Genomic DNA, 23,688 nt, shown 5'->3' on the forward strand with positions numbered 1-23,688 from the left:
GGGGCATGATGCTTGCAATAGCAATAATCATGAGTTTTTCGTTTTCTGATGCGATGAGCTATCAAAAAACGGATACCACGTATCTTCACCTTTTAAAATCAAAAAATTCAAAATCGGGCTCAAAAAATAATTTGCACCTGGTGCTGCCCCCAATGCGCCCTGCGGTAATATCAACCACAAAAGTAATGGTGGCAAAGCCGGATGATAAGCTGCTTAACAATGTACAGGTATATCCAAACCCGGTTACCGATCAGATCAACCTGAAATATGATCTTTCGCGCTACTCAAATGTTAACATAAAAATTATGGATGTTTTGGGTAATGATATTATTACTCTTTTTTCGCAAAGGGTTGAACCGGGCGAAAAAACCTTTAGCTACCCGCTTAATAACAAACTTAACCGCGGCTTTTACTTTGTTAGGGTGGTTGCCGGTACCGAGTCTGTTATTAAAAGGATCTCTGTTTTTTGATTCCGATAGTTTCAGCGAAATCTTTTAACCAAAATAATCTCCTCTTCCCACAATTTCTTTAATTTCGACCCTATGAAGATAATTGCCATAGGCCGTAACTATGCGGAGCATGCTAAGGAGTTAAATAACCCGGTTCCGGGCGTTCCTGTTATATTTATGAAACCGGATACTGCGCTGTTAAAGGATAACAAACCTTTTTATCATCCTGATTTTTCGGAGGATATTCACCACGAGATTGAGATCGTTATCAAGATCAGCAAAGAGGGAAAGCACGTAAACGAAAAGTTTGCGCAGAATTATTTTGAAGAGATTGCCTTAGGGGTTGATTTTACCGCCCGCGACATTCAATCGCGCCACAAAGAAAAAGGCCTGCCCTGGGAACTTGCCAAAGCTTTTGATAATTCGGCTCCGGTAAGTGCTTTTGTGCCCAAAACACAATTTGCAGATCTGAAAAATATCAATTTCAAGCTCGATGTTAACGGCCAAAGCAGGCAGGCAGGCAATACCTCCAATATGCTTTTCTCGTTCGAGTACATCATAGCCTTTGTATCAAAATATATCACCCTTAAAAAAGGCGACCTGATTTACACCGGTACACCACAGGGTGTAGCCAAAGTAAACGTTGGCGATAAATTAGAAGGCTATCTTGAAGATGTTAAAATGCTTGATTTTTACATTAAGTAGTTTATCCCCTATACCGGGTTAAAGCATTAAATACTATTTATCTTAAACTATAATAAACGCTACAGCTAAATATGATTAAAAAAATCATAGGTACCCTTTTAATCATATTTTGTTCCTACATCAGTTTATGTGCACAGGGTATTATACAAACTTATCAGTACCCGCAAAACTTTTTTCGTTACCCGCTTGATCTGCCGCCATCAACAGCCGGTTCATTTGGCGAGCTGCGCGGGGGTCATTTCCACTCGGGGCTTGATTTTAAAACCAACCAGCAAACCGGCTACCCGGTGCATGCCGCTTATGATGGGTATGTATCGCGCCTGCGTATACAGTTTGGCGGTTTTGGCCATGCCATTTATATAACGCACCCAAATGGTTATACCACGGTTTACGGGCACATTAAATCGTTTACCCCGGCTATGGAAAAACTGATACATGATGAGCAGTACAAGCAGCAAAGTTTTGAGGTTGATTTTAAGCTCGACCCATTGCAGATGCTGGTATGCCAGGGCGATGTTATTGCCATATCAGGCAATGAAGGCGCATCAGCAGGGCCGCATTTACATTTCGAGATCAGGGATACCCAAACCGAAGAAACTATTAACCCGCAGTTGTTTGGTTTAACCATCCCCGATAAGGTACCGCCAACCATCAATTTAATAGGCATCTATCATTTGGATGGCAGCCCCTTCAGCGAAAAAACACCGCGGCAGTTTTTTGCAGTTAGCGGCACCAATGGCAACTACCACCTTACTAAACCCGGCGTAATTAATTTAAACGGCGATATTGGCTTTGGTATCACCACTACCGATATGAACAGTGTATCGCCAAACCATAACGGCATCTATTCTATCGAACTTAAGTTAGATGGTAAAACGGTTTACACTTTCGCCGTTGAACGTTTCGCGTTTGATCAAACTCATGCCATTAATGCTTATGTTGATTATCCCGAACTGTTAAAAACACACCGCTGGGTCCAAAAATGTTTTATACTGCCCGGCAGTAAAATATCGCTTTACCCGCAATCAATCAACAGGGGTATAATTAACTTTAATGATGATGCTATACACGATGTGGAATACGTGGTTAAGGATATTGCCGGCAATACATCAACCCTTACCCTCAAAGTAAAATCAAGCCATACGGCTGCTAACCTTACTGTTGTTAAACAGGCAGGTAACATATTCCATTATGATAAACGGAATGAGTTTAGCAATGATAAAATAAAAGTGGTAGTTGAGCCCGGTAATTTGTACGATGATATTGACTTTACCTATTCAACCCTGCCTAAAAAGCCCGGTGCTTTTTCTGAAGTGCACCGTATCCATAACCGTTTTACACCTGTGCACCTTAAGTTTGATCTGTGGATTAAACCGGATAGCAACCTGGGCAAATTTGCTGATAAAGCCGAAATTGTAAGTACCGATGGGGCATGCTACAGCGGCACCTACCAGGATGGTTATATAAAAGCACAGCCAACACTGTTTGGTGATTTTTATATCAGGATAGATACCGTACCACCGGTAGTTGCACCAATAAACATTACCAATAACGCTAATTTATCGGCGGCAAAAAAAATATCGTTCCGCATAGGGGATAATTTGTCGGGTATAAAAAGCTATGCGGGCAAAATTGATGGCAGGTGGATATTGATGGAGTGGGATTATAAAACTAAAATTTTGAGTTATACCTTTAATAACGATATTGCATTAGGGAAACATATATTTGAATTAACTGTTACCGATAATAAAAATAACAGTAAATACTTTACCGCAGCTTTTAATAAATAACATGGCAACACTAAACGAAGGCGACAAAGCACCTGCTTTTACCGCTACAGATCAAAACGGAAAAACCATATCACTGGCTGATTTTGCAGGAAAAAACGTGATCCTTTATTTTTATCCGAAGGATGATACCCCTGGTTGTACTGCCGAGGCCTGTAGCTTTAGGGATAACTATCAAAGCATGTTAGGTAAAGGTTTTGAGGTAATTGGCGTTAGTACCGATGATGAAAAAAGTCATAAAAAGTTTGAAACCAAGTACAGCCTGCCGTTTCCGCTTATTGCCGATACTGATAAAAGCATTAACGAAGCCTATGGTGTTTGGGTAGAGAAAAATATGTACGGCAAAAAATATATGGGTACCGCACGCAAAACATTTTTAATAGGTGCCGACGGAACTATTAATAAAATAATAGATAAGGTTGATACTAAAAACTCATCGCAACAGGTGCTTGATCTGCTGCAATAAGCGGCTTTTTTAGTAATATTAAAAAAATACTGAACTTTACGGAGTTAAAATATTATTATCATAAACAAAAAGCTGCTAATAAGAATTTAAGTTTAATTATTGTTACATGCCAAAAGAGGTTGAAGACGCAGAGATTTTAAGCAAGTTCCAGGACGAAAAGACCCGGAACGAGGCATTTAACATGCTGCTTAAAAAGTATCAGCAAAAAATATACTGGCACATACGCCGTATGGTTATTGACCATGATGACGCGGATGACCTGGTACAGGATGTGTTTGTAAAAGTTTGGAAAAACCTGGCAGGTTTTAGGAGTGATGCGCAGCTTTATACCTGGATGTACCGCATTGCAACCAACGAGTGCATCACCTTTCTGAATAAAAAGAAACAAAAAAATAACATCTCGTTAGATGATGTGGTTTATGAACTGGCCGATACTTTGGCCGATTCGACCTATTTTGATGGCGATAAGGCACAGCGTAAACTGCAGGAAGCGTTATTAACCCTGCCCGAAAAGCAAAAGCTGGTTTTTAACATGAAGTACTATGAGGATATGAAATACGAAGAAATTTCGGAAGTGCTGGGTACAAGCGTGGGTGCATTAAAGGCATCATTTCACTTAGCGGTAAAGAAAATCGAGGCTTATTTACTATCTAAAGATTAATTTAAATAAATTTTAAACCTTTTGACAATTGTTCCATCTATAACTAAGATATGAAGAGTGAAATGGAAAATAAAGATTGGCTTAATGAATATAAGTCACTTAAACAGATCAATCCTGCTGATCCGTTTATTGTGCCAGCCGGTTATTTTGATGACCTCGGAGATCGTATTGTAGCGTTCAGGAATTTTGATGAATTAAGAAGCAAAGGATCTTTTGGAGATTTTACAGTTCCGGAGAATTATTTTGAGGAACTTACCGGTAACATACAAAGCAGGATAGCGATTGAAACCGCTTTAGACAATAAGGGGCCAGGCTTTGCCGTGCCCGAAGGTTATTTTGATAACCTGCATGAACAAATAGAAAGCCGCATTTTTTTTGAGGAAGCGTTAGCTGAACCTGCTGCGGATTTTACCGTACCTGAAGGATATTTTGATAAGCTTAACACAGCTATTTTAAATAAAACGGTTAACCAGGAAGCTGCAAGAAACAGGGGAGTTGTTAGAAAATTATTTGCTACAACTGCCATGAAATATGCTACAGCTGCTTGTTTTGCTTTAGTTATAGGTGGTGGTGTATTGTTAAATGAACTTACCGACCCGGCACATGAGCATAACACCTCGTTTTTACATAAACAGCTGTCAAACGTTCCGGTTGATGATATAAAGGATTATTTGCAGTTAAACCTTGATCCTACCGATACACAGCAAACTGTAGTATCAGAAGGCACCACGGTTAACGATCAGAGTTTAAAAGATGCCTTGCAAAAGGATATTGATAGTGTTCAATAATATACTGAATGAGTAAATTGATTAAATACGTTTTTGGTATATTTTTTATACTTGCCCTTGCTTACACCAGCTTTGCACAGCAACGTGTGCGTGTAGTGCCTGTGCAGCGGTATACTATTGCGCCGCGCAATGCTGTAAGGCCTAATGGCAGTGTGCGTAAAGTGCAGCAGGTAAAAGAAGGCTTTATAAGTCAGCAGTTAAATCTTACACCCAAGGAGTCTAAACAATTTTGGCCGCTTTACCGCCAGTATGAAGAGCAACTTACTGCGGTAAGGATCCTTAAGCGTATAAATAATTCAAACTCAACTACTGATGGCACCGCCCAGATTGACAGGGATTTGGAATATGAAACCCAGCTCGTAGTGATCAAAAAGAAATATAAGGACGAGTTTTTAAAAGTATTGCCACCCGAAAAGGTTAGCGAACTTTATAAAAGCGAACGCCAGTTTAACGATGAAGTACTTAAGCAATTAAGTGAACGCAGCGTTAGGGCAGGTGACTAACCTGTATTCAAAATCTCTTATCCTGATTTTATCCCTCTAAGAATAAAGACATACTTTTGACGGAGAACTTAAGACGAAAGCCTTATTTTTGCAGTATGCCCACCCTGCGTCAACTTTTTTTGGCTAACAATGCCCAAACTACCGATTTCCCGCTGTTGCTTGAATTTGAGAGAGCCGAAGGTGTTTACATGTACGATAAAGAGGGAAAGCCTTTTATTGATCTTATATCGGGCATTGGCGTTAGTAATCTTGGGCATAGCAATCCTTATGTAATTAATGCCATTAAACAGCAGGTGGATAAATATATGCACCTGATGGTTTACGGTGAATATGTGCAAACCCCACAGGTTCGCTTCGCCGAAAAATTAACATCCATATTACCTTCAGGCTTACAATCAGTTTATTTTACAAATTCGGGTTCAGAGGCTGTTGAGGGCGCGTTAAAACTTGCTAAACGTTTTACGGGCAGGCAACAGGTTATTGCGTTTCATAACTCTTACCATGGCAGTACGCATGGCGCATTAAGCGTAATGGGGAACGAGGAGTTTAAACAAGCTTACCGCCCCCTGTTACCGGGTGTAAGTTTTATCAGTTTTAATAAAACAGCAGATCTTAGCTATATAACCAACCAAACAGCCTGTGTTATTGTTGAAACCCTGCAGGGCGAAGCAGGGATAAGGGTGCCGGATAGTGCTTACATGCAGGCTTTGCGTGCACGATGTATTGAAACCGGTACGTTGCTGATATTAGATGAGATCCAGGCTGCATTTGGCCGTACAGGCAAGCTGTTTGCTTTTGAGCATTTTGGCATAGAGCCTGATATTTTGCTGCTGGCAAAAGCATTGGGTGGCGGTATGCCCGTTGGTGCCTTTATCGCATCAAACCAAATTATGTCGGCATTAAAAGAAAATCCTATACTTGGGCACATCACTACCTTTGGTGGCCACCCGGTATGTTGTGCAGCAGGTTTAGCCGCCCTGGAGTTTTTGCTGAATGAAAACCTGATAAACCAGGTTGCTGAAAAGGAAGCCTTGTTTAAAAAACTGCTGGTGCACCCGGCTATAAAGCAGGTGCGCGGCAAAGGACTAATGCTGGCTATGGAGCTTGAAAGCTTTGATCTTAACAAAAAAATAATTGACCGCTGTATTGAAAATGGTGTAATTACCGACTGGTTTTTACATTGCAGCAATTCTATGCGGATAGCCCCGCCTTTAATTATTACCCCTGCCGAAATTGAAAAAGCCTGTAGTGTTATTTTAGAAGCTATTGCACACTACTGTTAATTAAGGTGTTTTGAATTTAGAACATTAGCCTCAATAGGTGCATCTGCACTAAAACCCGTTTTAATAGCGTATCTTGCAATTGATCCATTTAAAAGATGGGTTATCTTCTTCAATTCATTGTCACTGATAGCTGATTTTCAAGCAAATCAAATCTATCATCATTTGATCCGCGTAGAACAAAGTAATAATGTCCCATCATTATTACAATCCTCCAATTATAGTTTGAGTTAAAATGGTATAGTTTATGCCTACTATCAGTTGTGCCATTAAAATAGCCATCTAATGGTCACAAAGATGGTTTAACTGGTCAATACTGCATCCTTTTTGGGTCATGGTATTAAACAATTAATTAAAAAGGGCGTTAATAATAAACATCTTCTATAAACTTATGAAAATAGCATATATATCAACCTATCCTCCCCGTGAATGTGGAATAGCAACATTTAACCAGAATTTAATGCGCGCAATAAACGCAAACTTCCCTGAAAGGAAGAGTTTATTGGATGGCGGTTATGTTGTGGCCCTAAATGATTCAGAGAGCTTGCAGGAGTATGAGTATCCCGAAGAAGTGAAATATGTCATCAGGCAAAATCACCAAAAGGATTATATACGTGCGGCAAATTACATCAATACCAGTATTGCGGATGTTTGCATTATGGAACATGAGTTTGGCATATATGGCGGCGAAAGCGGTATTTATATATTGCCCTTGCTTAACCGTTTAGAAAAACCCTTAATATCAATACTACATACCATACTTAAAGACCCAAGCTATGTACAGCGCATAATTATCCGCGAGATTGCTGAGCAATCATCAAAAATAATTGTGATGAGCAAAAGGGCTGTTGAGTTTTTGATCAATATATATGATATTCCGGCTGAGAAGATCCAGATCATTGAGCATGGCGTACCAGATGTTGAGGCACCAGAAGTTAACCCCGTAAAAAGTTTAACACCGTTTAAAAACCACCGTGCATTATTAACCTTTGGGTTGATAAGCCGTAACAAAGGTTTGGAAACAGTGGTAAAAGCCCTGCCAAAAATAGTAAAGGATCATCCGGATGTGATGTACGTTATATTAGGCAACACCCACCCGGGCGTAATCAAAAACTCGGGCGAGGAGTACAGGGATCATTTAAAAACCCTGGCTGCACAGTTAGGTGTTTCAAAAAATCTCACGTTCATCAATAAGTTTGTATCAGAAGAAGAGCTGGTTAATTACCTTACAGCTGCCGAAGTTTATGTAACCCCTTATTTAAACGAAGCACAGATTACCAGCGGTACACTATCTTACGCAGTAGGTGCAGGCGCTGCCGTGGTATCAACACCATACTGGCACGCTACCGAACTATTGGCCAATAACCGCGGTCGTTTATTCGATTTTAAAAATGCTGATGCATTAGCCGATATTGTTATTGAACTGTTAGATCAGGATCGTGTATTAAAAGAATTAAAAGAGAACGCTTACGAATATGGCCTGCATTTACGCTGGCCGGTAACCGGTGCCGAATTTATTAAGGTAGCCCAGGAAGCCAGTGCCAACCATGATTTTAGCGATAAAATATTAAAGAATAGCATTGTTGATCCGGAGATAATGCCAAAATTCAGCCTTACGCATGTTTTGCGTCTAACTGATGATACCGGGATTGTTCAGCATGCCAAATATGGTATCCCTAATTTAAAAGAGGGTTATTGTTTGGATGATAATGCCCGTGCGTTGATTATGGCACTTATGGCTTATCAGCGCAGTAAAAGCAAAGAAGCCTTTGAGCTTTTGCCTATATACCTGAGCTATATTCACTACATGCAAACGGAAGATGGTAATTTCCGTAACTTTTTAAGCTTTAACCGCCAATACCTGGACGAGGTAGGGTCAGAAGATTCATTCGGCCGTACTATCTGGTCGTTAGGGTATTTGATAGGCTGCTCTGCAAGTAATTCATACCGCGAGTTTGCTACAGAGATCTTCCATAAATCATTCCCGCACTTTAAATCATTAACCCATTTAAGGGGTATGGCCAATACTATTATTGGTATAAGCCTTTACCTGAAAGTTTTCCCGGGTGATGATGGAATGATCAACCAGATGATTGCACTTACACAACCATTGGTTGATGCTTATGAGCGTAATCAATCGGAAGACTGGCAATGGTTTGAAGAAAAAATGACCTATGATAATGCCATATTACCGCTCGCACTGTTACACTCCTGCGAAATTACCGGGAACGAAGAGGTTAAGCAAGTTGCATTAAAAACCATGGCGTTTTTAGATAAGCTTACCCTATCAAACGGATATTTGAGCCCTGTTGGTAACGATGGCTGGTATTATAAAGGTGGTACCTTCCCAACATTTGATCAGCAGGCTATTGAAACAATGGCCATGGTGCTGATGCATTTTCAGGCTTATACCATTTTCCGCAAACCGCAGTATATCGAAAAAATGTTTTTAAGCTACAAGTGGTTCCTTGGCGAAAATACTTTACGGGCACCATTATATGATCACGAAACTAAGGGTTGCTGTGATGGCTTGCTGCCAACCGGTATAAACCGTAACCAGGGAGCTGAAAGTACGCTGGCCTACCTTATAGCGCACTTAACCGTGTTAAAAGCATTTGAGCTAGAGTACGAATATAATAAGATCAGCCAGTATGCAGTTTCGGTTTAAATGAAGGTAGCCATATTAGCACCCGTTGCCTGGCGCACACCGCCCAGGCATTACGGGCCTTGGGAACAAATAGCCTCAAACATTGCCGAAGGACTGATAAAACTTGGTATTGATGTATCCCTTTTTGCTACAGGCGATTCTACAACCGCTGGTAGATTATATTCTGTATGTGATGCAGGGTACGAGGAAGATCGGAGCCAGGATGCCAAAGTGCTGGAATGTTTACACATCAGTAACCTGATGGAAAAAGCCGGAGAGTTTGATATTATCCATAATAACTTCGATTTTTTGCCGCTCACCTATTCGGGCCTAATAGATACACCTGTTATTACTACTATACACGGGTTTTCGTCGCCTAAAATTGTGCCGGTTTATAAAAAGTATAATTCAAGGGGTTATTATGTTTCGATAAGTAATGCCGACCGGAGCTCTGAATTAGATTACCTGGCAACAGTTTATAATGGCTTAAACACCAAGCAATTTGATTTTAATGATGAGCCGGAAGATTACCTGCTTTACTTTGGCCGTATCCACCATGATAAAGGTACAGCCGAAGCTATTGAGATAGCAAAAAGAAGCAACCGAAAATTATTAATAGCCGGGCTTGTGCAGGATGCCAACTATTTTAAGGAGAAGATAGAGCCCCAGCTAAACGAACAAATTCAATACATAGGTAATGCCGAGCCAGCCAAACGTAATAAGCTTTTAGGTAATGCAGCTGCCTTGCTGCACCCCATAAACTTTGCCGAACCTTTTGGTATGAGTGTTGCTGAAGCCATGCTTTGCGGCACGCCAGTAATTGCTTTTAACAAAGGATCAATGCCTGAGCTTATTAAGCACGGCCAAACAGGTTTTTTGGTAAATACTATTGATGAAGCTGTTGAAGCCGTAGATCAGCTTAAAAGTATTAATAGGCGTGATTGTTTTGAATGGTCCACTTCTCAATTCTCCTGCGAGAAAATGGTGGAGGATTATTTAAATCTATATCAGCAGATATTAGGAAAGTGATTTAAGCATTTATGTTACACCAGGTGATTTGATCCTCAATAACAGTAAATCTGATCATGTGGTTTAATTTTGATGGTGTATTGGTATCTGGTTCAAGTACGTACCACCATTCTTTTCCATCCGGCTTTAATGTTATAGCCATTAAATAATACATCTCGCTTAGTTTTTCAATTGTTAATTCTTCTTTTTTGTATTCCTCTTTTAAATGGTTCAATAGAAAAAGTACAATAGCATCGTGCTTTTCAGGAATCGCTTTTATAGCGTTGATCTGTTGTTCACTGGGTTCACAACTGTCTATAGTTTCAATGCTTAGCTCAATAGAATAGCTTGAAGAGTAACATTTAAAATTGCAAAACCAAAATTTCGAGTTAGGCTGAGTCAAAAGGCTAAATTCCCCAATACCTGAAATATTAAATATCGCGGTAGGAGCTTTTTTAGTGATGCCATTAAACATTTAATCTAAGTTACTGTTTTTAGATCAATTAAATTATACCCGCGTAGTCGCTGGACACCAGCGAGAGGCGACTATTATCTCTGGCCGATTCTTCAAATTGTAGTATTAATAGCATTTGCCCAACTAAGTCAGGCAACCGCTATCAATAGAATTTATTTTTCTTCAGCCTTCGCTGATTCAATTGCATCTTCCTTTAGCTTGGCGATCAAATCATCCAAACCAACTTCGGCAAAGGCGGTTGATGAGTCTGATACGCCGTAAGGGATAATAAGCTTACCATTGTGTACAATAGCACCGCAGGAGTATAATACGTTAGGTACATAACCTTCGCGTTCATCACTGTTAGGTATCAATAAAGGCTCTTTTAAGCGGCCAATTTCAACCCCCGGATCATCCAGCTTCAATAAGCTGGCACCCAAAACATAGCGGCGCATAGGGCCTACACCGTGGGTTATCACTATCCAGCCATGTTCCGTTTCAATGGGCGAACCGCAATTACCTATCTGTATAAATTCCCAGCTGAATTTTGGTTTTTGAAACAATATCGGTTTTTCCCAGATATTGATCTTATCCGAATACATGATATAATTATTGCAGCCATCAATACGCGAGATCATTACAAACTTGCCATTAACCTTACGCGGAAACAGCGCCAGGTTTTTATTCTGCGCGCCTGCGCCGTATAAAGGCATTATTTTAAAGTTGATAAAATCATTGGTTTGCAACAGTTTGGGCATTATTAATGAGCCATCATAAGCCGTGTAGGTTGCATAATAAATTGACGATCCATCTTCATCCTTAAATTCAACAAAGCGGGCGTCTTCAATCCCCTTGCGTTCGTATTCAGAAATTGGGAATATTACCCGATCTGATATATCGGTATCCAATGAGAAAACTATCTCATAGTACGAGTCGGCCAGCCATAAGATCTTATCGTACTCCAATTTTTTCATATCGCTTTCCTGCAATTTTTGCGAATCAATGATGATGCGGCGCAGGTTGGCATATTCAAAATGATGGTCGAGCTTGTCTTCAAGCTCATTCAGCACGTCGATGTTTATTTGGGTGATAGCTGCTTTTTCAAAAAAGAGTTTTTTATTGTAAACCGCATTTCTCACAATTTCGGCTTCGTCAATATAACCGCCGGCTGGTAAAACGGTGATGTTATTGTTTTGATCTATCAAAGCACGCCTGAACGTGATGGATGAGATATGGCCTTCGCCAACAGCCCTGAAACTGATGATCACCCTTTTATTACCCTCCTGCAACTCGGTTTGATCCGGATCCTCAATTATCGACGGATTAAAAAATGCTGCCGATTCAATTGAATATTCATGCGTAAAATACGAACCTATAAGGAGTTTACGGTATACGGTAAGCGTATCGTAATCAATTTCAAGTTCGGCAAAAAGTGGTTTTAGTTTACTGCAATGGCGGTTTAGGGCGCGGGTAATATTACGGTGGCGTTTGGAGTACTCCTGTAATAATGGCGAAACTATGCCGAAGGCAACTTCTTCGCTGATACTCATTACACGCTCAATTACTTCTTTAGCTCTGTCGTTCCCATTAAAAAAGAATCTTGCAATTACACGCTTCGGGTCGGGGTTAATTCTTATTGGTTTACGCTCAATGGAAAGTCTCATATAAAAAATTGAATTTTATTCACTAACAGCTATAACGTTAAATTGATTGCTGCAATTTTACAAACCTTTTATTTAATTGAAGTAAGTTAAAAGTTATTTGTTTTAGCTGATAGATTAAAATTATTGATTGTGCCATAATTTAACATTTGAGTGATTAACCGGGCATCAATAAATTCCAGGCTTATCAACTTATACAAATAGCCAACCAATCATCCAAATTTGTAACTTGCCAGCGTATGAACGCACTTATAGTAGAAGACGAGAAAGGACTTGCCCTTGAAATTGATGAGTTTTTAAGTCATGAAGGTTTTACTATTGAACATGCACGCACCAAAAAATCGGCAGAGGAAAAGATCTTTGTAAATAATTACGATTTTATATTGCTTGACCTAAGCCTGCCCGATGGCGATGGTTTCGACCTGCTCAAAATGCTTAAAGGTATTAAGGACCGTGATGACGCCGTAATTATACTTACCGCCCGCGGTGCTGTTGATGACAGGGTTCACGGCCTTGAGCAGGGCGCTGATGATTACCTGGCAAAGCCATTCTCATTAAACGAACTGCTGGCACGTATCCATGCTATAACCAGGCGTAAGCATAAGTTAGAGAGCAACGATATTGCCATTAAGGAGTTTCGTATCAATATACAGAACCGTACGGTGCATTATAAAGTGGATAGGGTTAACCTTACCAAAAAGGAGTTTGAGATATTTAACTATTTAGTGCTGAACAAAAACCGGGTAATATCGCGCACTAATTTAACCGAACATGTTTGGGGAGATGTACTGGAAATAAATTCAGACTCAAACTTTGTGGATGTGCACGTTAAAAATCTGCGTAAAAAGTTATCGTACTTTGAACCTATAGATTGGTTTGAAACCGTTAGGAGCATAGGCTACAGGGTGAATATTTAAAAACTGAAATAATGAAACTGCAATTTAAGCTGGCTTTATACAATACCTTAACCAAGCTGGCTATTATTGTATTTACAGGTTTGTTGATTTTGTTTTCTTTAGAGAATATCACTTACAACCACATAGCCCTGCGGCTAAAAAGCAAAAAGAACGAATTTATCCGCAACCTTTCGGCAAAAGAGATAGGCAGTGTATTTAGCCAGCAGCAAAAGTTTATCAGCTATGATATTTTAAAGGATGAGTATATTTTTTTAAAAACTATACCCTACCAAGCAGGTATGCAGGAGGCTGAAACTTTTGGTACCGCACGCCGCACCATCGAAAAAAGTACAGATACTTACCTGGTGCTTACCTATAAATTTAATTTTGACGGACATAGTTACCTGCTGGAAATAGGGGATACCATGGATACCGTTATCCAGCTTAAGCAAACCATTAAAAAATTTACCTTGCTCATGCTGGTTGTGGCCCTGCTGCTTACCCTGATCATCGACCTTATTTTTACCAAATATTTGCTGGCCCCGTTTTACAAGATCATTGACCGTAAACTGATAAAGGTGAACGACCCCATGAATTTTGATTATGAAAAGGTTAAAACCAGCACACAGGATTTTGAACTGCTTGATGATAGCATAAGCACCCTGATGAAAAAGATCACCGATCTTTTTATACTCGAAAAACAGTTTATCGCCAATGTATCGCACGAGTTACTGACACCTATATCTATCATCAGCTCACGGTTGGAAAATATACTGTTGAATGAGGAATTAAAGGAAGACAGCGAGAACAAAATATTTGCATCGCTTAAAACATTAAACCGTTTAAAATCCATCATCAACAGTTTATTACTCATCTCGCGGGTTGAAAACCTGCAGTTTAATAAAAGTGATGAGGTAAATATTGGCGATACTGTAACCGAAGTTTATAAAGAATTAGAAGACAGGCTGGAGGATAAAGGAATTGCTTTTAGCAACTTAATACACCATGCTTATGTAGCACAAGCCAATCAGAGCCTTATACATACGCTTTTATTTAACCTTATAAACAATGCCATAAAATACAACGTTGCCGATGGCCGTATTATAATTAATGATGAGTTAACGCCCGAAATGTATTTACTTGAAATTACCGATACCGGCATAGGGATGGACGAACAACAGGTTGAACTGGCTTTTAACCGTTTTGAAAAGCTGGATAACGACGAAAAGGAAAGTTATGGTTTGGGGCTTGCCATAGTGAAAAGCATTACGGCCTTTCATGATATTAAAATTCAAATACTATCAGCCCGCGATAAAGGCACCACCATAAAGCTGATATTTAATAAAATGAATAAAAACTTCACTAAAACTTCATAATGGTTGTATTAATTTGAAGTGTAAAGTTTTAGTTCCTTTTTACCCCTTTTAAAGCTGTTTTTGTAAAAGAAAACAGCTTTTTCATTTTATACCATTCTGTTACGTTTAATCAGGTAGCTTTTTAATACCTGGTTATAGCCGTCTTCAATATAAGCATCAACCAAGTCTATATGGTACTGGGCGCATTTCAGTTCCAGCTCGTGGCGATAATTTTGCAGAGCTGATTGATAGGCTTCTCTTATTTTGTTGGGATGCACCCTTAACTGTTCGCCGCTTTCAATATCAATAAAATGATGCGGGCGGTTATCGTAGTTAAAATCAAGCTCTTTTTGTTTATCGCTTACATTAAATATAACAACCTCGTGCTTATTGTATTTTAAATGCTGTATGGCTGCAAATAATGATTGCAGTTTTTCAGGGTTCATACTGTTCTCTAACATATCACTAAAAATAATGATCATTGAGCGCTGGTGTATTTGCCCGGCAACCTGGTGCAATACCTGTGTAATATTGGTATTGGTGTTTATTTTAGGCTGATTATAGGCTTTTTCAAGTTCGGCATACAGGTAAAATAAGTGCGATGTGGTTGATTTTACCTGTGTCATCTGGTCAACCTTATCCGAAAAAAGACAAAGCCCGAAAGCATCACGCTGTTTTTTAAACAGGTACATGAGCGATGCTATGGCATAAATTGAAAATTGTAGTTTATTTAACCCTTTATCCGGAAAGTTCATGGACGATGAAGTATCCAGCAGCAGGTAACAGCGCAGATTGGTTTCTTCCTCAAATTGTTTAACAAACAGCTTGTCGGTACGGGCCAGCAGTTTCCAGTCAATATTTTTTACAGATTCGCCATTGTTATATAAGCGATGCTCCGCAAACTCCACCGAAAAGCCATGAAAGGGGCTTTGGTGCAGGCCCGTAATAAAACCTTCAACAACCTGGCGTGCCAGCAGCTCAAGGTTGGCCAATTGTCTTATATGCTGATCATCGTTTAACTGTGGCATACAATTTTTTGCATTAACCGGGTGGTATAAAACAAGTACACCGATACCACAAATTAGTTATTTATTTGCGATACCGGTGTACTTATAGTTTCTTTATATAACTAATTAAGCTAATTGCTTCATTAATTTTTCTGTTAAAACAGATTTTGGAACTGCGCCAATCTGTTTGTCAACGATCTCGCCGTTTTTGAAGAATAATAAAGCAGGTATGTTACGGATACCGAATTTTACCGATATACCCGGGTTGTTGTCAACGTTAACTTTTCCTACAACCGCTTTGCCTTCATACTCTTTTGCAATTTCTTCAACTACTGGTCCAACCATTCTACATGGTCCGCACCACTCAGCCCAAAAGTCAATTAATACTGGTTTGTCTGATTTTAGGACAAGTTCGTCAAAGTTTGCATCAGTTATTTCTAAAGCCATGATTTCTATTTTTTAAATTTTTCTATTACAAATATATACTATTCAAATAGCTTGCCGCAATTGCCGGCCTGCCAATATGACAATTAAGTTATCCCTAAGCGGAGTTATTGGATTGTTTGAATTTTGCATGACAAAAAAGGAATAGTTGCATTATCAAAATTCAAAATTTATGCACGCTCATTTATTACATATGGTATCTAAAACCTACATTTGAAGCATGAGCATTGTTGTTGAAGCATTAACAAAGGTTTACGGAACGCAAAAGGCAGTTAATGGCATTAGTTTTAGTGCAAAGCCGGGTGTATTGGGCTTTTTAGGGCCCAATGGGGCTGGCAAATCAACCACAATGAAAATACTTACCGGCTTTATTCCGCAAACGGCAGGTAAGGCATCCGTATGCGGTTTTGATGTTGAGCAAAATCCTATTGAGGTAAAACGCAATATTGGCTACCTGCCCGAGAGTAACCCGCTTTACCTGGATATGTATGTAAAAGAATCGCTGGCATTTATTGCAGGTATCCATCAAATAGCATCACCCCTAAAACGCATTGCCGAAGTGATAGAACTAACCGGCCTGGGCCCCGAGCAGCAGAAAAAAATTGGGCAGCTATCAAAGGGTTATCGCCAGCGTGTTGGCCTGGCGCAGGCTATTCTGCATGATCCTAAAGTGCTGATACTGGATGAGCCTACATCAGGGCTCGACCCAAACCAGCTGATCGGGATCCGTCAGCTGATACTTGATTTGGGTAAAACAAAAACGGTTGTGCTATCAACCCATATTATGCAGGAGGTTGAGGCCGTTTGCAACCACGTAATTATTATTAACAAAGGTATAATTGTTGCCGATAACAGCCTTGAAGGCTTAAGGAGCAATAACAAAGGCAAAACGCTGGAGCATATTTTTATTAATCTCACTAATAATTAACATTCAATTCATTAGCGTTCATTATTCATGTTTGTTGGTTACTGAGGTATTAAATATTGTCAGACTTATTGAAATATTTATATTTTTGGCATAATTAATAACTAAAACTTTATCCAACATGAAAAAATTTCTATTAGCATTAGCAGTGTTAGGGGCCACTGCTATCAGCAGTTTCGCACAAACAACATCAGGTACTGGAAAATTTAGCATTGGCGTTGATGCCGCGCTTCCGCTTGGTACAGCGAGCGATGTTTACAGTTCAGGTTTCGGTATTTCGCTTAAATACGAAGTTCCGATAGCCATCAACACTGATGTAACCTTCTCTGGCGGTTATGAGGCCTTTATAGTAAAAAGCGATGTAAAAAATGCGTTTGGTACTAAATCATCTTATGGCTTTGTGCCTATCAAGGCAGGGCTTAAATATTACTTTAACCAGGGCTTTTTTGGTGAAGCACAGTTAGGCGCAGCATTTTCTACCGAAAGTGGCGGCGGAACTGCGTTTGCCTATTCGCCTGGTATAGGTTATACCTTCACCAGCGGTTTTGAAGCCGGTGTACGTTACGAAGGTTGGTCAAAAGATGGAACATTTGACCAGGTAGCTTTACGCTTAGCCTACAGATTTTAACTTTACAGTAATAAAAAGGAAAGGGGCCGGGATTATATTCCGGCCCCTTTTTGGTTAGCCTGGTTTTAAACCATCAATATATTCAAACAAATTATTAAAGTTTTTTACCTTTGGGTTATATCTAAATCAGATCACAACATGAAGAAAATATTACTTGCCCTGTTTATCACTGCCGCTACTGTTTTTTATGCCGCTGCGCAATCTAAAGTTACCCCTCAGTTAAGTTTTGCCTTTGAGGCTGGTTTACCAACAGGGCAGGCCAGTAGTGTTTATAATGCCATTTTTGGTGGTTCGGTAAAAGCAGAGTTCCCTGTTAAAACATCGCAGTTTAGCATAACCGCTACTGCCGGTTACAGCAGTTTTTTAGTTAAAACCATATACAGCGGCTATATCACAAACGGAAACTATGTGCCAATTGAATTAGGAGGTAAATATTTTTTTAGTAAGATAGGTTATGTTGAAGGCGATGCAGGTACCTCAATAAATGTAAACGGTAACTATACAGGTACATCAACTGCATTTATTTATGCACCGTCAGTTGGTGTAGTGGCCCCAACAAAAAACCACAAGGCATCGGTCGATTTAAATATCAGGTACGAAGGCCGTGTTGAAACCGGCGGTACCGTTAGCCAGATAGCCTTACGTATAGCTTACAGGTTTGGCATATAAACTATTTAAACAGCATTAATGGGGCCTGCAATTTTTGCAGGCTCTTTTTGTTTCTGCGTAATTTGCTTTGGGTAACAATAAATGTGCACATAAGCGTTTTGCTTTATATATTATTGTTGTAATTTCGACGCTTAAGACTGAACATCCATCGTGCTTAGTATTCTCAAAAAGGAAATAATTTCTTACCTCAGTTCGCTGGTAGCGTATGTTACCATTGGCGTTTTTTTATTAGTATTAGGGCTGTTTTTATGGGTATTCCCCGAGTCGAGCATATTAGATTATGGCTACGCCGGTTTAGATAGCCTTTTTAGCACAGCGCCTTACCTGTTCATGTTCCTGATACCTGCCATCACCATGCGCTCACTGGCCGAGGAACGTAAAGAAGGTACTTTTGAGCTGCTGTTAACCCGCCCCTTAACCGATTTGCAAATTGTTTTAGGTAAATACCTGGCCAGCATTGTCCTCGTATTCTTTGCTTTGCTGCCAACCGTGGTTTACTATTACTCGGTATATACTTTAGGTACGCCGCGGGGCAATATTGATACAGGCGGGGTCATAGGCTCGTACATAGGTTTGTTTTTATTAGGATCGGGCTTTGCGGCTATAGGCTTATTTGCATCATCTATCAGTAAAAACCAAATCATAGCCTTTACCATTGCGGTATTTTTATGCTTCTTTTTTTATAGTGGTTTTGACTCATTGGGCCAGCTATTATCATTACAGGGGCTTGGGTTGCAGGATTTAGGTATTACCGAACATTACCAATCAGTTAGCCGCGGTGTTTTGGACACGCGCGACCTGGTTTATTTTATCATCCTCATCTGCCTGTTTATTTGCCTTACCTTATTTGTATTAACCAGGCAAAGGCAAAAATCAATTAAGGTAAGGGTGCTTATCACCTCCTTAATTGTATTAATGGTTTTAAGCTTTTTATCAAACCTGCTGTTTACCCGGTTTGATTTTACCAAAGAGAAACGCTTCACCCTATCACCCATCAGTACAAAAATAATGGATACCCTTAAATCTACCGTTAAGGTTACGGTTTATTTAAAGGGCGATAATTTTCCGGGCTGGATGAAAAAGCTGCAAAGGGCAACCCGCGATAAGCTTATCGATCTGCAAGCCTATAGCCATGGCCACCTGCAATTTGATTTTGTTGACCCTATGGCTGATATAAAAGGATTATCAGACGAGGAGCAGAAAAAGGCTTACGACTCCCTGGAAGCTAAAGGGATAGTGGGCGAAAACCATACTATAAAAACAGATAACGGAGTATCGCAAATGCTGATATTTCCTGCTGCATTGGTAACCTACCGGGGGAAAGAAATTGCAGTTAATATATTACAATCGCGCATAGGCTTATCTGATGATGAGGTGGCAAACAATTCAGTGCAAAACCTTGAGTATGCTTTTTCATCGGCCATAAAAAAAATAACAAGCGGGGGTAAACCCATTGTTGCCTTTACCGAAGGTAACCACGAGCTAAGCGACGTACAGCTTAATGATGCCATGAAATCATTATCAGATGGGTATAATGTTGGCCGTATTGATCTGAACACTATTCCGTTTAATATTTTGATGAAAGTAAGGCTGCTTATAATTGACAAGCCCGATACCAAATTTACCGAGGTTGAAAAGTTTAAGGCAGACCAATTTATTATGCGCGGCGGCAGGGTTTTATGGGCCATTGACCAGGTAAATGCCGAGCTGGATAGCTTGCGCGGGCATGGCGGCGAGCAAATGTCGTTCCCTAAACAACTGGATCTGGACGATCAGCTTTTTACTTATGGCGTCCGTATTAATTATGATCTGATTGCTGATATGAGCTGTTCACAAATCCCGGTTAGTACAGGTAGTTTGGGCGGGCAGGCACAAATACAAATGCTTCCCTGGTTATATTACCCGGTTTTTATTCCGGTCTCAAAAAATCCGGTAGTAAAAAACCTGGATGGTATCCGCAGTGAATTTGCGAGCACTATGGATACACTGGTCATCAAGAACGTTAAGAAAACTATCCTGCTAACCTCATCCATCTATAATAAAAAATTAACGGCGCCGCATATACTGTCGTTACAGGCATTGGAGCAGGAGCCCGATACCAAGGATTTTCAGAGCACACCAAAAACGGTGGCTGTTTTACTGGAGGGTAAGTTTACCTCTGATTTTATGAACAGGCCATTGCCCCAGGGCTTAAACGAGCAGGTGGCCATATTGCCGCAAAGCAAGCCAACCAAAATGATAGTGATAAGTGATGGCGATGTGTTTAAAAACCAGGTAGGCAGTGATGGATCGCCATATCCGTTGGGGTATGATCATTACACCCAGCAAACTTTTGGTAATAAAAACCTGCTGCTAAACATTGCCGATTATTTGACCGACGATAGCGGTCTTATTGCCCTGCGTACAAAAGAGATACAGATCAGGCTGCTTAACCGCGCCCGCATCCGCAGCGAAAAAATGTACTGGCAGTTATTAAATACGGTGGTTCCTTTGGGGTTGTTGTTAACATTTGCTATTTTTCAACATTATATCCGCAGGCGGAAGTATGCCCGGTAAATTTTTTACTTTTGATAGATTAATTCTAACCACATGAGATTTATTGTTTCTACTTCAACATTACTCAAGCAACTACAGGCTGTAAGCGGCGCTTTGAGCAATAGCACTGTATTGCCCATACTGGAAAACTTTTTGTTCGAGATAAAAGAAGGGAACTTAACCATTTCGGCTACTGACCTGCAAACCAGTATGACCACCTCTTTAACTGTTGAAGCTAAAGAAAACGGCCGTATTGCCATACCATCGCGTATTTTACTGGAAACCCTAAAATCACTGCCGGAGCAACCGGTAAGTTTTTCGGTTGATGATAAAACCTTTGCCATTGAAATTAATGCCGGCGACGGTAAATATAAGCTGAACGGCGAAAATGGAGAAGACTTCCCGAAGATCCCGGTTGTTGAAAATGCATCATCAGTAAACCTGCCGGCTTCTGTTTTAGCCGAGGCGATTAACAAAACCATATTTGCAGTAAGTAATGACGAACTGCGCCCCGCCATGACAGGGGTTTACTGCCAGCTATCATCACAGCATTTAACCTTTGTAGCTACTGATGCACATAAATTAGTACGTTACCGCCGCAAGGATGCTAAAGCTGCCAGCACAACATCATTTATATTGCCTAAAAAGGCTTTAACGCTTTTAAAATCGTCATTACCATCTGATGATGTGAATGTATCGGTTGAATATAATAACACCAGCGCATTTTTTAAATTTGGTAACATCAACCTTGTTTGCCGTTTGATTGATGAGCGCTACCCTGATTATGAAGCGGTTATTCCGTTAAATAATCCTAATAAACTAAGTATCGACCGTCAGTCGTTTTTAGGTTCATTGAGCCGTGTTGCTATTTACGCTAATAAAACCACGCACCAAGTAAGGTTAAAGATCAACGGCAGCGAGCTGAATATCTCATCAGAGGATATTGACTTTGCTAACGAGGCCCATGAGCGTTTAAGCTGCCAGTACGAAGGCGAGGATATGGAAATAGGTTTTAATGCCCGCTTCCTGATCGAGATGCTTAAAAACCTGAGCTGTGAAGAAGTATCGCTTGAAATGTCGACACCTAACCGTGCCGGCTTATTACTGCCACAAGGCGGTGATGAAAACGAGGATGTACTGATGCTGGTAATGCCGGTAATGCTTAACAGCTATGCATAATGCTGTAAGGCATTTTTAAATTGAATTTATCTTATTCGTGAATATTTTAAATTATAAATCCAAATTGAGGGTCCGGTGTTAAAAACCGGACTTTTTTATTCAGTACGATAACAAAATTTATTATAAGCAGTTATAATAGCATTTACTTTATGAATCTAAGGCTTTCAGTTATACTATTGGTTACCGTTGTAATTGGGTTTGCAGCCTGTAAAAACAATGATAACGTTTTTAAGCCGGTTATTCCATCCTACTTAAATGTTGTAAATGCAACTACCGATACACTCAATATTTTTGTGAATGGTACCCGTCAAAATAATACATCAAGCTTAAACCCGGGCGGCCAATCGTTTTATCTTAATGTTCCCTCTGGTACGCAGAACTACCAGTTTAAAAAAAATCTTAACCCGGTACCTTTATTTAGCCTGCCGCTTAACTTAAAGGATAGTACCAATTACTCCCTTTACGTTTATGGAGAATCGGCAAGCAGTACCTTCAATACCATCGATCTGCTTTACCCGGATACTACCGCTGCTACAAGTACTTCAAGGGCGCAAATTAGGTTTGTAAATGCTTCGCCTGATGCCACTGACGTTAATGTTACCTTTAACGATACGCTGCGTTATACCAGCATCCCCTTTAAGGCAACATCCGGTTTTTTGAAAATAACCAACGGAAAAAAAATTGTTAAAGTTTACCCATCTGGTGCTACAAGCCCTGCGGTAACTGATACACTTACCTTTTTACCGGGATATATTTATACCGTGTTTTCAAGGGGGCTTGTAAAGGGTACAGGCTCAAAGGCAATGAATTTGGGTGTAGTGATTAATTTAAATTAGTACCAGCATGACCTCCACTAATAAAAAAAATATAGCATTATTCATTGGCCTGTTTATAACAGGTGTCTGGGTAATGTCGTTTATCTCATCGTGCGGCAAAACAGCAGCAAGCTCCAGTGGATTAAACGTAAAATATCAGATCATCAACCTAAGCCCTGATCTTAACCCCATTGATCTTTATATTGATTTTAACCGCCAAAATCCAAGCACTAATCCATTTATCTACAGTGTTAGCCACGGGTACTTTTACGTTACATCGCTTGATACCCCTTACCAGATCAGGTCGCACCTGGTAACAGGTACCACCATATTAGCCAGGCATGATATTTTACGCTCAGGAGTTAATTATACCCTGATGATAACCGGCAATGTAAGTAACTCATCAGTAACCTCCATTTTTACGGCCGATACTGCCAGCTCTCCTGCTATTGGCAGGGGTAAAATAAGATTTGTTAATGCATCGCCAACAGGCACCACCGGGCTTGATGTTTATGCCAACGGTACACTTGCATTCAGTAACGTAGTTTACCCCAAAGTAAGCAGCTATATTGAGCTGCCAAACGGAAACTATAACTTTCAATTAAATACTACAGGCGCTTCCGGTATATTAAAAACGCTTACCAATGTTATTATACAGGATGGCCGTTTATATACCCTTTATGCCTATGGTTATACCAGCCGCGCCGATTCGGCTTCGTTTAACGCTGCTGTTATCACCAATAAATAATACAGGCTTGGCTACAGCGGATGCTTAATAAAGCACCCGCGTTTAATTTAATAGGCCAACAATCAAATTATTTAATAT

23 protein-coding genes are annotated in these 23,688 nt (G+C 40.0%); 19 read left to right on the forward strand and 4 right to left on the reverse strand.

Annotated elements, in window-relative coordinates:
* The first annotated feature begins 29 nt into the window (after positions 1-29).
* From ACQY4U_RS14625 to ACQY4U_RS14670, 10 genes are all read left to right on the forward strand, one after another.
* Entirely contained in the window at positions 30-470 is a 441-nt protein-coding gene (locus tag ACQY4U_RS14625) for a T9SS type A sorting domain-containing protein (RefSeq protein WP_428330181.1), read from the forward strand.
* Positions 471-542: 72 nt separating this feature from the next.
* Positions 543-1,154, forward strand: a complete 612-nt coding sequence (locus ACQY4U_RS14630; RefSeq protein WP_428330182.1) for a fumarylacetoacetate hydrolase family protein — start codon at positions 543-545, stop codon at positions 1,152-1,154.
* A gap of 71 nt (positions 1,155-1,225) precedes the next feature.
* On the forward strand, positions 1,226-2,944 hold the full coding sequence (locus tag ACQY4U_RS14635; RefSeq protein WP_428330183.1) for a M23 family metallopeptidase: 1,719 nt from the start codon (positions 1,226-1,228) through the stop codon (positions 2,942-2,944).
* Between the two features lies 1 nt (position 2,945).
* Entirely contained in the window at positions 2,946-3,407 is a 462-nt protein-coding gene (bcp, locus tag ACQY4U_RS14640; RefSeq protein ID WP_428330184.1) for a thioredoxin-dependent thiol peroxidase, read from the forward strand.
* A gap of 106 nt (positions 3,408-3,513) precedes the next feature.
* Complete coding sequence (locus tag ACQY4U_RS14645; protein ID WP_428330185.1) at positions 3,514-4,068, forward strand: RNA polymerase sigma factor; 555 nt, start codon at positions 3,514-3,516, stop codon at positions 4,066-4,068.
* Between the two features lie 50 nt (positions 4,069-4,118).
* Entirely contained in the window at positions 4,119-4,856 is a 738-nt protein-coding gene (locus ACQY4U_RS14650) for a hypothetical protein (protein ID WP_428330186.1), read from the forward strand.
* Positions 4,857-4,864: 8 nt separating this feature from the next.
* The gene (locus ACQY4U_RS14655; RefSeq protein WP_428330187.1) at positions 4,865-5,359 is read left to right on the forward strand and encodes a hypothetical protein; all 495 of its coding nucleotides are present in this window, start codon (positions 4,865-4,867) and stop codon (positions 5,357-5,359) included.
* A 95-nt stretch (positions 5,360-5,454) separates the two neighbouring features.
* The gene (locus tag ACQY4U_RS14660) at positions 5,455-6,642 is read left to right on the forward strand and encodes an aspartate aminotransferase family protein (protein WP_428330188.1); all 1,188 of its coding nucleotides are present in this window, start codon (positions 5,455-5,457) and stop codon (positions 6,640-6,642) included.
* 388 nt (positions 6,643-7,030) lie between these two features.
* A complete protein-coding gene (locus ACQY4U_RS14665; protein ID WP_428330189.1) occupies positions 7,031-9,307 on the forward strand; it encodes a glycosyltransferase in 2,277 nt (758 codons plus the stop codon).
* Complete coding sequence (locus tag ACQY4U_RS14670) at positions 9,308-10,315, forward strand: glycosyltransferase family 4 protein (protein WP_428330190.1); 1,008 nt, start codon at positions 9,308-9,310, stop codon at positions 10,313-10,315.
* Position 10,316: 1 nt separating this feature from the next.
* On the opposite strand, the gene ACQY4U_RS14675 is transcribed toward ACQY4U_RS14670, so the two are convergent.
* Positions 10,317-10,769 carry a hypothetical protein gene (locus ACQY4U_RS14675; protein ID WP_428330191.1) on the reverse strand — a complete coding sequence of 151 codons (453 nt, stop codon included), beginning with the start codon at positions 10,767-10,769 and terminating at the stop codon, positions 10,317-10,319.
* 152 nt (positions 10,770-10,921) lie between these two features.
* Positions 10,922-12,412: a glycoside hydrolase family 130 protein gene (locus ACQY4U_RS14680; RefSeq protein WP_428330192.1), complete on the reverse strand. Its 1,491-nt coding sequence runs from the start codon at positions 12,410-12,412 to the stop codon at positions 10,922-10,924.
* Between the two features lie 236 nt (positions 12,413-12,648).
* Between ACQY4U_RS14680 and ACQY4U_RS14685 the strand changes: the two genes are divergently transcribed.
* Together ACQY4U_RS14685 and ACQY4U_RS14690 are read left to right on the forward strand one after the other, a co-directional pair.
* Positions 12,649-13,326 (forward strand): response regulator transcription factor, encoded by a 678-nt coding sequence (locus ACQY4U_RS14685; protein ID WP_428330193.1) that lies wholly within the window; start codon positions 12,649-12,651, stop codon positions 13,324-13,326.
* Between the two features lie 11 nt (positions 13,327-13,337).
* Complete coding sequence (locus ACQY4U_RS14690) at positions 13,338-14,681, forward strand: sensor histidine kinase (RefSeq protein WP_428330194.1); 1,344 nt, start codon at positions 13,338-13,340, stop codon at positions 14,679-14,681.
* A gap of 86 nt (positions 14,682-14,767) precedes the next feature.
* On the opposite strand, the gene ACQY4U_RS14695 is transcribed toward ACQY4U_RS14690, so the two are convergent.
* Both ACQY4U_RS14695 and trxA read right to left on the reverse strand, forming a co-directional pair.
* Positions 14,768-15,688, reverse strand: a complete 921-nt coding sequence (locus ACQY4U_RS14695) for a DUF58 domain-containing protein (RefSeq protein ID WP_428330195.1) — start codon at positions 15,686-15,688, stop codon at positions 14,768-14,770.
* A gap of 105 nt (positions 15,689-15,793) precedes the next feature.
* Positions 15,794-16,114 (reverse strand): thioredoxin, encoded by a 321-nt coding sequence (trxA, locus tag ACQY4U_RS14700; RefSeq protein WP_428330196.1) that lies wholly within the window; start codon positions 16,112-16,114, stop codon positions 15,794-15,796.
* 217 nt (positions 16,115-16,331) lie between these two features.
* On the opposite strand from trxA, the gene ACQY4U_RS14705 reads away from it, so the two are divergent.
* From ACQY4U_RS14705 to ACQY4U_RS14735, 7 genes are all read left to right on the forward strand, one after another.
* Positions 16,332-17,039 carry an ATP-binding cassette domain-containing protein gene (locus tag ACQY4U_RS14705; RefSeq protein WP_428330197.1) on the forward strand — a complete coding sequence of 236 codons (708 nt, stop codon included), beginning with the start codon at positions 16,332-16,334 and terminating at the stop codon, positions 17,037-17,039.
* Between the two features lie 118 nt (positions 17,040-17,157).
* A complete protein-coding gene (locus ACQY4U_RS14710; protein ID WP_428330198.1) occupies positions 17,158-17,664 on the forward strand; it encodes an outer membrane beta-barrel protein in 507 nt (168 codons plus the stop codon).
* A gap of 138 nt (positions 17,665-17,802) precedes the next feature.
* A complete protein-coding gene (locus tag ACQY4U_RS14715) occupies positions 17,803-18,333 on the forward strand; it encodes a hypothetical protein (protein ID WP_428330199.1) in 531 nt (176 codons plus the stop codon).
* 150 nt (positions 18,334-18,483) lie between these two features.
* The gene (gene gldG / locus ACQY4U_RS14720; protein ID WP_428330200.1) at positions 18,484-20,889 is read left to right on the forward strand and encodes a gliding motility-associated ABC transporter substrate-binding protein GldG; all 2,406 of its coding nucleotides are present in this window, start codon (positions 18,484-18,486) and stop codon (positions 20,887-20,889) included.
* Positions 20,890-20,922: 33 nt separating this feature from the next.
* On the forward strand, positions 20,923-22,047 hold the full coding sequence (gene dnaN, locus ACQY4U_RS14725) for a DNA polymerase III subunit beta (protein WP_428330201.1): 1,125 nt from the start codon (positions 20,923-20,925) through the stop codon (positions 22,045-22,047).
* Between the two features lie 149 nt (positions 22,048-22,196).
* On the forward strand, positions 22,197-22,883 hold the full coding sequence (locus ACQY4U_RS14730; RefSeq protein ID WP_428330202.1) for a DUF4397 domain-containing protein: 687 nt from the start codon (positions 22,197-22,199) through the stop codon (positions 22,881-22,883).
* Between the two features lie 7 nt (positions 22,884-22,890).
* On the forward strand, positions 22,891-23,610 hold the full coding sequence (locus tag ACQY4U_RS14735; RefSeq protein WP_428330203.1) for a DUF4397 domain-containing protein: 720 nt from the start codon (positions 22,891-22,893) through the stop codon (positions 23,608-23,610).
* Positions 23,611-23,688 lie beyond the last annotated feature (78 nt).

This window comes from Mucilaginibacter sp., from assembly GCF_965277465.1.
In the GTDB taxonomy this organism is placed as follows: Bacteria; Bacteroidota; Bacteroidia; order Sphingobacteriales; family Sphingobacteriaceae; genus Mucilaginibacter.